This is a genomic window from Frigoribacterium sp. AC394 (assembly GCF_979258095.1).
The window spans coordinates 344,326-357,842 of record NZ_OZ409834.1 but is presented as its reverse complement, the minus strand read 5'-3'; the positions used below and the strand labels follow the sequence as shown (position 1 = coordinate 357,842).

The following is a 13,517-nucleotide window of genomic DNA, read 5'->3' as shown; positions in this document are numbered from 1 at the left end:
GCCGCGGGGCGACCGCACCGATCGCCGGGCCTCTCCGCAGCTCCACGAATCCCGACATCCGACATCCTTTAAGTTCCGTCCAGAGAGGCGGGGAAGGGGGTCCGATTGAGCACCCGAACCGTGCTGAGTCAGGCTGACATCGCGCGTGCTCTGACGCGCATCTCCCACGAGATCCTCGAGTCGAACCGGGGCGCCTCCGGCCTCGTCGTGCTCGGCATCCCGACCCGTGGCGTCGTCCTCGCCGAACGCATCGCCGAGTCGCTGGCGACGATCTCGGGCGAGCCGATCCCGGTCGGGTCGGTCGACGTGACCATGTACCGCGACGACCTCCGCAGCCAGCCGACCCGCGCCTCCCGGCCCACGTCTTTGCCCGTCGGCGGCATCGACGGCAAGACCGTCGTCCTGGTCGACGACGTCCTGTACTCGGGGCGGACGATCCGGGCGGCGCTCGACGCCCTCAGCTCGCTCGGCCGGCCGCGTGCGGTCCGCCTCGCCGTCCTCGTCGACCGGGGCCACCGCGAGCTGCCGATCCGGGCCGACTTCGTGGGCAAGAACCTGCCGACCTCGACCGCCGAGCGGATCTACGTCCGGCTCGCCGGCGTCGACGCGGACGAACTGGTCGCGATCGAAGGAGGCGCGGCGACTGAGGGTGCCGCCGGCGCGGGTGCTGACGCATGAGGCACCTGCTCAGCACCTCCGATCTCGGACTCGACGATGCGCTGCGGATCCTCGACATCTCAGAGGACATGGCCGACGTCAGCACCCGCGAGGTCCGCAAGCTGCCAACGTTGCGCGGGACGACCGTCGTCAACCTCTTCTACGAGGACAGCACGCGCACGCGCATCTCCTTCGAGGCCGCGGCGAAGCGGCTCAGCGCCGACGTCATCAACTTCGCGGCCAAGGGCTCGAGCGTGTCGAAGGGCGAATCCCTCAAAGACACGGCGCAGACGCTCGCCGCGATGGGTGCCGACGGCATCGTCATCCGGCACCCGTCCTCCGGGGCTCCCCGGGTGCTCGCCGACAGCGGCTGGGTGGACGCGGGCATCGTCAACGCCGGCGACGGCACGCACGAGCACCCGACCCAGGCGCTGCTCGACGCGTTCACCATGCGACGCCGGGTGCACGGCGCCGCGAGTCGGGGTCGCGACCTCGACGGCCTGCGGGTCGTCATCGTCGGCGACATCCTGCACTCGCGGGTGGCCCGGTCCAATGCCTGGCTGCTGCGGACGCTCGGCGCCCAGGTCACGGTGGTCGCACCTCCCACGCTCCTGCCCGTCGACGTCAGCCGGTTCGGCGTCGACGTCCACTACGACCTCGACGAGGCCCTGTTCCAGGTGCGACCCGACGTGGTCATGATGCTGCGCATCCAGCAGGAGCGGATGAACGAGGCGTTCTTCCCGAACGCCCGCGAGTACGCCCGCGCCTGGGGACTCAGCGCCGCACGGTTCCGCGCGCTGCCGTCGGAGACCGTCGTGATGCACCCCGGGCCGATGAACCGCGGTCTGGAGATCAGCGACGAGGCCGCCGACTCGCCGCGATCGACCGTCCGCGAGCAGGTCGCCAACGGCGTCGCCGTGCGCATGGCCGTGCTCTACCTCACACTCGCCGGCGACCGGGAGGACTCCCTGTGACCACCACCCAGATCATCCGCGCCGTCGAGACCGTCGACGGCGACCGCACCGACGTCCTCGTCCGAGACGGCGTGGTCGTCGAGCTCGGCACGCGTCTCAGCGCCGTCGGGGCCACCGTGGTCGACGCCGACGGGCTCCTCGTCCTGCCGGGTCTCGTCGACCTCCACACGCACCTCCGGGAGCCGGGCGGCGAGGGCAGCGAGACCGTTCTGACCGGCTCGCGTGCCGCCGCCGCGGGGGGCTTCACCGCGGTCAACGCGATGGCGAACTCGTCGCCCGTGGCCGACACCGCAGGGGTCGTCGAGCAGGTGCAGGCGCTCGGCGACCGGGCCGGGTACGTGACCGTCCGACCGATCGGCGCCGTGTCACGGGGTCTCGAGGGGACGCACCTCTCCGAGATCGGCGCCATGGCCCGATCCCGTGCCGCCGTCCGGGTGTTCTCCGACGACGGCCACTGCGTGAGCGACCCTCTGCTGATGCGTCGCGCGCTCGAGTACGTCAAGGGCTTCGGGGGAGTCGTCGCGCAGCACGCCCAAGAACCGCGACTGACCATCGGCGCCCAGATGAACGAGGGGGCGCTGTCCGCCGAGCTGGGTCTCGCCGGGTGGCCCGCGGTCGCGGAGGAGGCGATCATCGCGCGCGACGTGCTCCTCGCCGACCACGTCGGTGCCCGACTGCACGTCTGCCACGTCTCGACGGCCGGCAGCGTCGAGGTGATCCGCTGGGCGAAGTCCCGCGGCATCGACGTCACGGCCGAGGTCACGCCGCACCACCTGCTGCTCACCGAGGATCTCGTGGCCGGGTACGACTCGCGGTTCAAGGTCAACCCCCCGCTGCGCGGGAGGGACGACGTGCAGGCCCTCCGCTCGGCCCTGGCCGACGGCACCATCGACATCGTGGCCACCGATCACGCGCCGCACACCTCCGAGGCGAAGTGCTGCGAGTGGGACGCCGCGGCGAACGGCATGGTCGGCCTCGAGACGGCCCTGCCCGTCGTGCACCACACGATGGTCGACACGGGGCTCATCGGCTGGGGCGACGTCGCGCGCATCATGTCGACGACCCCCGCCGTCATCGGTCGGGTCTCCGGGCAGGGGCGCCCCCTCGCCATCGGAGAGCCCGCCGAGCTGACGCTCTACGATCGGAGCGTGACGCGCACCTTCTCCGCTGAGCACCTCGCGGGCAAGAGCACCAACTCGCCGTTCATCGACCGAGTCCTGCCGGGCCGGGTCGAGGCCACCTTCCACCAGGGCTACGCCACCGTCGAGGGTGGCGCCGTGGTCGAGACCGAGACGATCGCGCGCGCCGCCGCGGCCGTATCGGCGCACCGGGTGTCGGCCGAGGCCGGAGCCGGAGCGGAGTCCCGATGACCTACTGGTGGATCGGCCTCGGAGTCCTCGTCCTGCTCGCGGCTCTGCTGTGGCAGATGGCGCGATCGTGGCGTGCCCGTGGTCGACGTCAATCCGACATCGCCCTGCCCGAGATCGCTCCCGACGGCCTCGGCACGCCGAGCATCGAGACCGACGGCTTCTACGTGGCGACGAGTCGAGCAGGCGACCCGCTCGACCGCATCGTCATCGGCGGGCTCGGCTTCCGCGGACGCGCGGGCGTCTCGGTCCATGCCGAGGGCGTCCGCCTCGAGATCGCGGGCGAACCGGCGAAGCTGATCCGCGCCTCCTCGATCCGCGACGTCGGCCGGGCCACATGGACGATCGACCGCGTCGTCGAAGAGGGCGGGCTCGTCCTCATCGCCTGGACCCTCGGCGAGACCGACGTCGACACCTACCTGCGCATCGTCGACGACCCCACCGCGGTCGTCGATGGCATCCGCGGAATCATCCCCACGGCCCCCCGGGCCGGAACCAGCACTGGAGAGAACCTGTGAGTGAAAAAGCCGTCCTCATCCTCGAAGACGGGTCGCGGTACGTCGGGCTCGCTTACGGCGCCGTCGGCCGCACCCTCGGCGAGGTGGTCTTCTCGACCGGCATGACCGGCTACCAGGAGACCCTGACCGACCCTTCGTACGCCGGGCAGATCGTCGTCATGACGGCCCCGCACATCGGCAACACCGGGGTGAACGACGAGGATCCCGAGTCGCGTCGCATCTGGGTCGCCGGCTACGTGGTCCGCGACGCCAGCCGCGTCGTGTCGAACCACCGGGCCCAGGGCAGCCTCGACGACCAGCTCGTCGCCGACGGCGTCGTGGGCATCCGCGGCATCGACACCCGTGCCGTCACGAGGCGCCTCCGCGACGTCGGCTCGATGAAGGGCGGCGTCTTCAGCGGCGCCGACGCCGAGCTCGACCCGGCCGAGCAGCTCGCCCTCGTCGCGGCGGGCAGCGACATGCGCGGTCTCAACCTGTCGAGCCAGGTGTCCACGCTCGAGCCCTACGTGGTCCAGCCCGAGGGCGAGCGCATCGGCTCGGTCGCCGTCCTCGACCTGGGCGTCAAGACCTCGACCCTGCGCTACCTGGCCCAGCGGGGCTTCGAGGTGCACGTGCTGCCGCAGTCGACGACGCTCGACGAGCTGCGCGCACTCGCCCCCGACGCGCTCTTCTACTCGAACGGCCCGGGCGACCCGGCGGCGAGCGACACGCAGGTCGAGCTGCTGCAGGGCGCCCTCCGCGACGGTCTTCCCTACTTCGGCATCTGCTTCGGCAACCAGCTGTTCGGCAGGGCGCTCGGCTTCGGCACGTACAAGCTGCCGTTCGGGCACCGGGGCATCAATCAGCCCGTCCTCGACAAGACGACCAACCGAGTCGAGATCACCAGTCAGAACCACGGCTTCGCGGTCGACGCGCCCATCGAGGGCGTGCTCGACTCACCCGCCGGCTTCGGTCGCGTCGAGGTCAGCCACTACAGCCTCAACGACCAGGTCGTCGAGGGTCTACGGGCCCTCGACATCCCCGCGTTCTCGGTCCAGTACCACCCCGAGGCGGCCGCCGGCCCTCACGACAGCAACCACCTCTTTGACCGCTTCCGCGAGGCGGTCGTCGCCCGCTCGCACGGCAAGTCCGTCGACTTCGGCTCCGACATCGAAAGCAGCATCTGATGCCCAAGCGCCCCGACATCAACTCCGTCCTCGTGATCGGCTCCGGGCCGATCGTCATCGGCCAGGCGGCCGAGTTCGACTACTCGGGAACGCAGGCCTGCCGCGTCCTCCGCGAAGAGGGGGTGCGCGTCATCCTGGTCAACCCGAACCCGGCCACGATCATGACCGACCCCGACTTCGCCGACGCCACGTACATCGAGCCGATCACCTCCGAGGTGCTCGAGGCGATCATCGTGAAGGAGCGCCCCGACGCGATCCTCCCGACCCTCGGCGGGCAGACGGCCCTGAACGCGGCCATCAAGCTCGACGAGGAGGGCATCCTCGCCAAGCACGGCGTCGAGCTGATCGGTGCGAAGGTCGAGGCGATCCAGAAGGGGGAAGACCGCCAGCTCTTCAAGGATCTGGTGCTCGAGTCGGGCGCCGACGTGGCCAAGTCGTACATCGCGCGCACCGTCGACCAGGCGGTCGAGTACGCCGAAGACCTCGGCTACCCTCTCGTGATCCGCCCCTCGTACACGATGGGCGGCCTCGGCTCCGGCTTCGCCTACACGCGCGACGAGCTCGTCCGCATGGTGACCGACGGTCTGCACCAGAGCCCCACCACCGAGGTGCTCCTCGAAGAGAGCATCCTCGGCTGGAAGGAGTACGAGCTCGAGATGATGCGCGACACGGCCGACAACACGGTCGTCGTCTGCTCCATCGAGAACGTCGACCCGGTCGGAGTCCACACCGGCGACTCGATCACCGTCGCACCGGCCCTCACCCTGACCGACCGCGAGTACCAGAACCTCCGCGACATCAGCATCGACATCATCCGTCGGGTGGGCGTCGACACCGGCGGCTGCAACATCCAGTTCGCCATCGACCCGTCGAACGGCCGCGTCATCGTCATCGAGATGAACCCCCGGGTCTCGCGCTCCAGCGCGCTGGCGTCGAAGGCCACCGGCTTCCCGATCGCGAAGATCGCCGCGAAGCTGGCGCTCGGGTACCGGCTCGACGAGATCCCGAACGACATCACCAAGGTGACCCCCGCCTCCTTCGAGCCCACGCTCGACTACGTCGTCGTCAAGGTGCCGCGGTTCGCGTTCGAGAAGTTCCCCGCGGCCGACACGACGCTCAGCACGACCATGAAGAGCGTCGGCGAGGCGATGGCCCTCGGCCGCAACTTCACGCAGGCGCTGCAGAAGGCGCTGCGCTCGCTCGAGAAGCGCGGATCGAGCTTCCACTGGCAGGGAGCCCCCGGAGACAAGGAGGCGCTGCTCGCGTTGGCCGCGACGCCGACCGACGGTCGAATCGTCACCGTGCAGCAGGCCCTCCGCGCCGGTGCGACGGCGGACGAGGTCTTCGAGTCCACGAAGATCGACCCGTGGTTCATCGACCAGATCGTGCTGATCAACGAGGTCGCCGAGACGGTGGCCGCGGCGGAGTCGCTCGACGCCGAGACCATCGCCTTCGCGAAGGACCACGGCTTCAGCGACGCCCAGCTGGGGCAGCTGCGCGGTCTGCCCGAGCAGCAGGTCCGTGACGAGCGGCACGCCCTCGGCGTCCGGCCCGTGTTCAAGACCGTCGACACCTGCGCGGGGGAGTTCCCGGCCCTCACGCCGTACCACTACTCGAGCTACGACTTCGAGACCGAGGTGGTCGCGAGCGACCGCCGCAAGGTGATCATCCTCGGCTCGGGTCCGAACCGGATCGGGCAGGGCGTCGAGTTCGACTACTCGTGCGTGCACGCCAGCTTCGCGCTGAGCGACGCGGGCTTCGAGACGATCATGGTCAACTGCAACCCCGAGACGGTGTCCACCGACTACGACACGAGCGACCGCCTGTACTTCGAGCCGCTCACCCTGGAGGACGTCCTCGAGGTGGTCCACGCCGAGAGCGCAAGCGGCGAGCTCGTCGGCGTCGTCGTCCAGCTCGGCGGTCAGACCGCCCTCGGTCTCGCCAAGGGGCTCGAGGCCGCCGGCGTGCCCATCCTGGGGACGAGCCCCGACGCGATCGACTCCGCCGAGGAGCGCGGGCTGTTCCAGCGCATCCTCGACGCCGCCGGGCTGCACGCTCCGAAGAACGGCACGGCCACCGACTACGAGACCGCCGTCGCGGTCGCGGAGGAGATCGGCTACCCCGTCCTCGTCCGCCCGTCGTACGTCCTCGGCGGTCGCGGCATGGAGATCGTCTACGACAGCCCCTCGCTGGCCGACTACTTCGTCCGGGTCGAAGACCAGGCCATCATCGGCCCCGATGCGCCGCTCCTCGTCGACCGGTTCCTGGACGACGCGGTCGAGATCGACGTCGACGCCCTCTACGACGGCAGCGAGCTCTACGTCGGCGGCATCATGGAGCACATCGAGGAGGCCGGCATCCACTCGGGCGACTCGAGCTGCACGCTCCCTCCCGTGACGCTCGGCAAGGGCGAGATCGACCGGGTCCGTGCCGCCACCCTCGAGATCGCGCGCGGCATCGGCGTCTCCGGTCTGCTGAACGTCCAGTTCGCCATCGCCGCCGGCGTGCTCTACGTCATCGAGGCGAACCCGCGCGCGAGCCGCACCGTGCCCTTCGTCTCGAAGGCGCTCGGGATCCCGCTGGCCAAGGCCGCGTCGCTGGTCATGGTCGGACGCAGCATCCGCGAGCTCGTCGACGTCGGGCTGCTGCCCGCGAGAGACGGCTCGGACGTCCCGCTCGACTCGCCCATCTCCGTGAAAGAGGCCGTGCTGCCCTTCAAGCGCTTCCGCACGAAGGACGGCCAGATCGTCGACAGCGTGCTGAGCCCCGAGATGCGCTCGACGGGCGAGGTCATGGGGATCGACCGCGACTTCCCGCGGGCTTTCGCCAAGAGCCAGACCGCGGCCTACGGCGGCCTGCCCACGTCGGGCACCGTCTTCGTGAGCGTCGCCGATCGCGACAAGAGGGCGATCGTCCTGCCGGTGCTGCGCCTCCAGCAGCTCGGATTCACGATCCTCGCCACCGAGGGCACCGCCACGGTGCTGGTGCGCAACGGCATCGAGGCGGACACCGTCGCGAAGTTCAGCGCGGGCGGCCACTCGGTCGTCGATCTGATCAACGCCGACGAGGTCGACATCGTGATCAACACGCCGAGCGGCTCGAGCGCCCGTGCCGACGGCTACGAGATCCGTGCGGCGACCGTCGCCGCCGACAAGGCGCTCTTCACGACCATCGCCCAGCTCGGCGCGGCTGTCGCGTCGATCGAGGCCGTGCAGACCGAGCTCGAGGTCACGAGCCTGCAAGACTACGGACTCGCGCGGGCGGCCCGACTGTGACGGCAGGGGCCTCGGCTCCGGCCTTCGGTGAGCGGCTCGGCGAGGTCTTCGATCGTCTCGGCCCGCTCTGCGTCGGCATCGATCCGCACCCGTACCTGCTCGACGCCTGGCGTCTGCCGGGCGGGGAGGCCGGGGCGCGCGACTTCGGTCTGCGGGTGGTCGAGGAGGCGCACCGAGGAGGCGCGGGCATCGTGAAACCGCAGGTGGCCTTCTACGAGCGGTGGGGTTCGGCCGGCTTCGCCGCCCTCGAAGAGGTCCTGCGCGCCGCTCGTCAGGCAGGGCTGCTGGTCATCGGCGACGCCAAACGCGGCGACATCGGCAGCACCATGGACGCCTACGGGGACGCCTGGTTCGATCCGGGCTCGAGCCTGCGGGTCGACGCGCTGACGGTGTCTCCATACCTCGGTCTCGGCTCCATGACCGGTCTGATCGCACGAGCCCGTCGCGCGGGTGCGGGCGTGTTCGTGCTCGGCGCCACCTCCAATCCGGAGGCGCGGGTCACGCAGACGGCGCGGCGCACCGACGACGACGGCACGGTCTCGACCGTCGCGGGCGGTATCGTCGACGACGTGCTGCACGACAACCAGATCGCCGGAGAACCCCGGTTCGGCTCCGTGGGGCTGGTGCTCGGCGCGACCGTCGACCTCGTGGCCGCCGGCGTCGATCCCGACCGCTTGACCACCACGCCCGTCCTCGCGCCCGGGTTCGGGCATCAGGGCGCGCTCTACCGCGACATCCCCGCCCTCTTCGGCGCCGCGAGCCGTTCGGTCGTCGTCTCGACCTCCCGGGCGCTGCTCGAGCAGGGTCCGGCCGACCTCGCCGATGCGATCCGTCGCGACTCCGACGAGATCCGCCGATGCCTCGTCTGACGCCGCCGCCCGTCGACCGCGCGGCCGCGGCCCGCGCCGCCGTCGCCGCCCGTCGAGGCCGGGCCGCCGTGAAGTCCGCGATCGCCGAGAGACGACGTCAGGCGCTCGACGTCGCGGAGACGGCGTGGGCCGGTGAGGCCACGGCACCCGAGGCCACCCTCCGCGTCCGCGAGCTGCTCACGAGCATGCCGGGGATCGGGCCGACCCGGGCGGCACGCATCATGACCGACCTGGGCATCGCCGAGTCCAAGCGGGTCGGCGGTCTCGGAGTCCGGCAGCGACGCACGCTCGGAGACTGGCTGGCCCATCGGGAAGCGCGGGGGCGGCTCCGGTCGCGTCTCGTCGTCCTGGCCGGCCCGACGGCCGTCGGCAAGGGCACGGTCTCGGCTCACATCCGCGACAACTACCCCGATGTCCACCTGTCGATCTCGGCGACGACGCGAGCCCCGAGACCGGGCGAGGTCGACGGCGTGCACTACTACTTCGTCGACGACGCCGAGTTCGACCGGATGATCCGCGAGCGGGAGCTCCTCGAGTACGCGACCGTGCACAACTCGTACCGGTACGGCACGCCGCGCCCTCCGATCGACGCGGCGCTCCGCGACGGCCGCAGCGTGCTGCTCGAGATCGATCTGCAGGGCGCGCGTCTGGTCCGTGCTGCGATGCCCGAGGCCGTGCTCGTGTTCCTGCTTCCCCCACCTGGGACGAACTGGTCCGTCGGCTCATCGGCCGCGGCACGGAGGACGCCGCCGAGCAGCAGCGACGACTCGAGACAGCGAAGGTCGAGCTGGCCGCCCAAGACGAGTTCGACGTCAAGGTCGTCAACCACGACGTGGCCGAAGCGGCCCGAGAGGTCGTAGAATTGATGACTGCGTCCGACGACGCGCGACAGCGCGACTGATCGACGCCACGACTTCCCCCTCAGCCTGCCCGGTCGGCACGCCGAGACAACGCACCACGAACGAGGAGTAACCATGGCCGACAAGAACAAGGGCATCATCGATCCGCCCATCGACGAGCTGCTCTCGAAGGTCGAGTCGAAGTACGCGCTCGTCATCTTCGCGTCCAAGCGCGCCCGTCAGATCAACGACTACTACGCCGACCTCCACGAGGGCAGCCTGTTCGACAACGTCGGCCCTCTCGTCGACAGCACCATCGACGACAAGCCCCTCTCGGTCGCCATGCACGAGATCAACGAAGACCGGCTCGAGGTCAAGCCGCTCGCCGTCACGGCCGACTAGGCATCCGCCGCCCACAGGCGGCACGTCACGGGACGACCAGCTGTCAGGGGTCGGTCCTAGACTCTGACGAGGCCCCCGGGAGACGATCCCGCGGGGCCTCGTCACGTCCCACGGCACGATGCATCCGTCGAGCCGACCATGAGCCACGAGGGGTCCCCTTGACCACGACCGACACCACCAGCACGAGCCGTACGACTCCGACGGGCCTCCGTCTCTTCACCTCCGAGTCCGTGACCGAGGGCCACCCCGACAAGATCTGCGACCAGATCTCCGACGGCATCCTCGACGCTCTGCTGGCCGTCGACCCCGCCAGCCGGGTCGCCGTCGAGACCATGGTCACGACGGGTCTCGTGCACGTCGCCGGCGAGGTCACCACCAAGGGCTACGTCGACATCCCGACGATCGTCCGCGACCTCATCGTCGGCATCGGCTACGACTCGTCGGCGGTCAGCTTCGACGGCCGCACCTGCGGCGTCGAGGTCTCGATCGGCTCGCAGTCGCCCGACATCGCGCAGGGCGTCGACTCGGCGCTCGAGGCGCGGGGCGGCGACGACGACGTCCTCAACCGCCAGGGTGCGGGCGATCAGGGCATCATGTTCGGCTACGCCACGAACGAGACGCCGCAGTACATGCCGCTGCCCGTCTGGCTCGCCCACCGTCTCGCCGAGCGACTCGCGTCCGTCCGCAAGACGGGCGAGCTCGACTACCTCCGACCCGACGGCAAGACCCAGGTCACGGTCGGCTACGACGGCGTCGTGCCCGTCACGGTCGACACCGTCGTGCTCTCGACGCAGCACTCGCCGAGCGTCTCGAGCGCTCAGCTCGAGAGCGACGTCATCGAGCACGTCATCCGTCCCGTGCTCACCGACGCGGGGCTCGACTCGAGCGGCACGCGATTCATCATCAACCCCACCGGGCGCTTCGAGATCGGCGGGCCCCAGGGCGATGCCGGGCTCACCGGCCGCAAGATCATCGTCGACACCTACGGCGGCGCGAGCAGGCACGGCGGCGGGGCGTTCTCGGGCAAGGACCCGTCGAAGGTCGACCGGTCCGCCGCCTACGCCATGCGGTGGGTCGCGAAGAACGCCGTCGCCGCAGGTCTCGCCGACCGCCTCGAACTGCAGATCGCCTACGCCATCGGACGCGCCGCCCCGGTCGGTCTCTACGTCGAGACGTTCGGCACGGGTCACGTCTCCGACCAGGTCATCATCGACGCCATCGGCGAGGTCTTCGACCTCCGCCCGGCGGCCATCATCCGCGACCTCGACCTGCTGCGCCCGATCTACGCGGCGACGTCGACCTACGGCCACTTCGGCCGCGACCTGCCCGACTTCACCTGGGAGGCCCTCGACCGCGTCGACGCGCTGCGGGCCGCCGCCGGGCTCTGATCATCGGTGACCCCGCCACGCCGTCCGAGAACCCCGTGAGCGCGACGTCCGCCGAGACCCCCGGTCGGCCCGTCGCCCGCGTGCTCGTCGACTCGCCGTTGCCGCAGCTGGATCGTCTCTTCGACTACCGCGTCCCCGCGCGTCTGGTCGGGCAGGTCGTCCCGGGCATCCGGGTCAAGGTGCCGCTGCGATCCGCCGGCCGCATCGCCGACGGATTCGTGGTCGACGTCGTCGACGGATCCGACCATGCGGGCGAGCTCAGCGAAGTCGACGACATCGTGTCCGACGTGCCCGTGCTGGCCCCCGAGGTCTGGCGGCTCGCCCGGGCGGTGGCCGACCGCGCCGGCGGCTCCGCGAGCGACGTCCTGCGCCTCGCCGTGCCTCCTCGGCAGGTGCGGGTCGAGAAGGCCTGGGCCGCCGCGCGCCTCGCGGCGGAGGGTGCCGACGAGCCGGTCACGGCGCCCGAGCCCGTCGTCGCCCAGGCCGTCACCGCGTACCGGGCCGACTCGCTCCACGATCTCGTGCCCGCGAGGGGTCGCGCCGCCGTCGACGCCGTCCCCCTGCTGGTCGAGCTGGCCGACGACGGCGCGTGGGTCGGCCATTGGGCCGTGACGGCCGCTCAGCTGGCCACGGTGGCTCTGGCGGCGGGCGACAACGCGATCATCGCCGTGCCCGACTACCGAGACGAGGATCACGTCCTGCGGGCCCTCGCCGCGGTCGTCCCGTCCGAGGCGATCGTCCGTCTCGACTCCCGGCAGTCGAACGCCGACCGGTACCGGGCGCTCCTCCGTGCCCGGGGCGACGACCCCGTCGTCATCGTCGGCAACCGCTCGGTCCTCCTCGCGCCGTCGGCTCGTCTCGGCGTCATCGTCGTCTTCGACGACGGCGACCCTCTCTTCTCCGAGCCGCTCAGCCCCTACGTGCACGCCCGCGACACCGCGCTCGTCCGCCAGGCGCAGCAGGACACGGCCCTGGTCTTCCTGGGCCACGCCCGGAGCACCGATGTCCAGCGCCTGGTCGAGCTGGGCTTCCTCGCCGAGGTCCGCCCCGATCCGCGGTACCAGCCAAAGGTGATCCCGACGTCTCAGCAGTCCGCGCACGACGGCTTCGCCGCGCGGGCACGGATCCCCTCCACGGCCTGGACCGAGGCCCGAGCCGCCGTCGAGCACGGTCCGGTCCTCGTCCAGGTGGCTCACCCGGGCTACTCTCCGCGGCTCGCCTGCACCGAATGCGGCGACACCGCGCGCTGCCTGCGCTGCAACGGTCCGGTCGTCCAGCGCGAGCAGGGCGCCCAACCCGCCTGCTCCTGGTGCGGAGCACTCGCGGTCGGCTGGCACTGCAAGACCTGCGAGGGCACGGCGATGAAGGCCGTCGGCGCCGGTGCGTCCCGCACGGCCGACGAACTCGGCAAGGCCTTCCCGGGGGTCCGCGTCATCGTGGCCGACGGCACGCGACCGATCACCCACGTCGACGACGCACCCGCGCTGGTCGTCGCCACGCGCGGTGCCGAGCCCGTCGCCCCCGGCGGCTACCGGGCGGTCCTCCTCCTGGACGGGGAGCGCATGCTGGCGAGAGAGAGTCTCCGAGTCGCCGAAGACTGTCTCCGCTGGTGGGCCAATGCGACGGCTCTCGCGGCTCGACGCGCACCCGTCGTGCTGGTCGGGGTCGGGGGAGCCCTGGCCTCCGCGCTGGCCACCTGGGAGCTCGCCCGCTTCGCCTCCTCCGAGCTCGCCGACCGTCGGCAGCTGCGCTTCCCGCCGGCCGTCCGCGTCGCGACGGTGACGGGCACCGTCGACACCGTGGCCCGAGCCCTCGGCGAGCTCCCCGACGAGGTGCGGGCCGAGACGCTCGGCCCCGTCGACGTGCCCGAGGCCGGGGTGCGCGCCATCGTCCGCTTCGACGTGCGGCGCGGCGGCGAGGTGGCGCAGATCCTCAGGTCGCAGGTGATCCGGGCGGCCACCGAGCGTCGCAAGGCCATCGGTCAGAAGCGCGGTCGTGCCGTCCCTACACTCAGAGTGCGGTTCGACGACGTCGAGCCGTTCACCGATTGAGTTCAGGAACC

The 13,517-nt window shown here is 71.0% G+C and carries 10 protein-coding genes and 1 pseudogene; all 11 read left to right on the top strand.

The genetic code is table 11. The features are described 5' to 3' along the window. Nucleotides 1-105 precede the first annotated feature (105 nt). The 11 genes and pseudogenes from pyrR to ACZZY9_RS01535 all read left to right on the top strand — a co-directional run bounded on the left by pyrR (nt 106) and on the right by ACZZY9_RS01535 (nt 13,506). Nucleotides 106-678 carry a bifunctional pyr operon transcriptional regulator/uracil phosphoribosyltransferase PyrR gene (gene pyrR / locus ACZZY9_RS01585; RefSeq protein WP_463462730.1) on the top strand — a complete coding sequence of 191 codons (573 nt, stop codon included), beginning with the start codon at nt 106-108 and terminating at the stop codon, nt 676-678. Continuing rightward, nucleotides 675-1,631, top strand: a complete 957-nt coding sequence (locus ACZZY9_RS01580) for an aspartate carbamoyltransferase catalytic subunit (RefSeq protein WP_463462729.1) — start codon at nt 675-677, stop codon at nt 1,629-1,631. The genes pyrR and ACZZY9_RS01580 overlap by 4 nt, the downstream gene beginning before the upstream one ends. Next, nucleotides 1,628-3,001, top strand: a complete 1,374-nt coding sequence (locus ACZZY9_RS01575; protein WP_463462728.1) for a dihydroorotase — start codon at nt 1,628-1,630, stop codon at nt 2,999-3,001. Before ACZZY9_RS01580 ends, ACZZY9_RS01575 begins: the two co-directional genes overlap by 4 nt. Further along, on the top strand, nt 2,998-3,516 hold the full coding sequence (locus ACZZY9_RS01570; protein ID WP_463462727.1) for a PH-like domain-containing protein: 519 nt from the start codon (nt 2,998-3,000) through the stop codon (nt 3,514-3,516). Before ACZZY9_RS01575 ends, ACZZY9_RS01570 begins: the two co-directional genes overlap by 4 nt. Beyond that, nucleotides 3,513-4,682 carry a glutamine-hydrolyzing carbamoyl-phosphate synthase small subunit gene (gene carA / locus ACZZY9_RS01565; RefSeq protein WP_463462726.1) on the top strand — a complete coding sequence of 390 codons (1,170 nt, stop codon included), beginning with the start codon at nt 3,513-3,515 and terminating at the stop codon, nt 4,680-4,682. The genes ACZZY9_RS01570 and carA overlap by 4 nt, the downstream gene beginning before the upstream one ends. Then, nucleotides 4,682-7,957, top strand: a complete 3,276-nt coding sequence (carB, locus tag ACZZY9_RS01560) for a carbamoyl-phosphate synthase large subunit (RefSeq protein WP_463462725.1) — start codon at nt 4,682-4,684, stop codon at nt 7,955-7,957. Before carA ends, carB begins: the two co-directional genes overlap by 1 nt. Beyond that, entirely contained in the window at nt 7,954-8,826 is an 873-nt protein-coding gene (gene pyrF, locus ACZZY9_RS01555; RefSeq protein ID WP_463462724.1) for an orotidine-5'-phosphate decarboxylase, read from the top strand. Before carB ends, pyrF begins: the two co-directional genes overlap by 4 nt. After that, nucleotides 8,814-9,727 (top strand): annotated as a pseudogene (gene gmk / locus ACZZY9_RS01550) (guanylate kinase). The gene pyrF and the pseudogene gmk overlap by 13 nt, the downstream one beginning before the upstream one ends. Before the next feature lie 73 nt (nt 9,728-9,800). Then, nucleotides 9,801-10,067 (top strand): DNA-directed RNA polymerase subunit omega, encoded by a 267-nt coding sequence (gene rpoZ, locus ACZZY9_RS01545; protein WP_192060321.1) that lies wholly within the window; start codon nt 9,801-9,803, stop codon nt 10,065-10,067. A 158-nt stretch (nt 10,068-10,225) separates the two neighbouring features. Next, nucleotides 10,226-11,455 (top strand): methionine adenosyltransferase, encoded by a 1,230-nt coding sequence (gene metK, locus ACZZY9_RS01540; protein WP_463462723.1) that lies wholly within the window; start codon nt 10,226-10,228, stop codon nt 11,453-11,455. A 35-nt stretch (nt 11,456-11,490) separates the two neighbouring features. Further along, nucleotides 11,491-13,506 carry a primosomal protein N' family DNA-binding protein gene (locus tag ACZZY9_RS01535; RefSeq protein ID WP_463462722.1) on the top strand — a complete coding sequence of 672 codons (2,016 nt, stop codon included), beginning with the start codon at nt 11,491-11,493 and terminating at the stop codon, nt 13,504-13,506. The last annotated feature ends 11 nt before the right edge of the window (nt 13,507-13,517 follow it).

Coding starts and splice junctions, on each gene's coding strand:
- rpoZ (WP_192060321.1), top strand. CDS start 9,801: ATGGCCGACAAGAACAAGGGCATCATCGATCCGCCCATCGACGAGCTG.
- carB (WP_463462725.1), top strand. CDS start 4,682: ATGCCCAAGCGCCCCGACATCAACTCCGTCCTCGTGATCGGCTCCGGG.
- ACZZY9_RS01580 (WP_463462729.1), top strand. CDS start 675: ATGAGGCACCTGCTCAGCACCTCCGATCTCGGACTCGACGATGCGCTG.
- ACZZY9_RS01570 (WP_463462727.1), top strand. CDS start 2,998: ATGACCTACTGGTGGATCGGCCTCGGAGTCCTCGTCCTGCTCGCGGCT.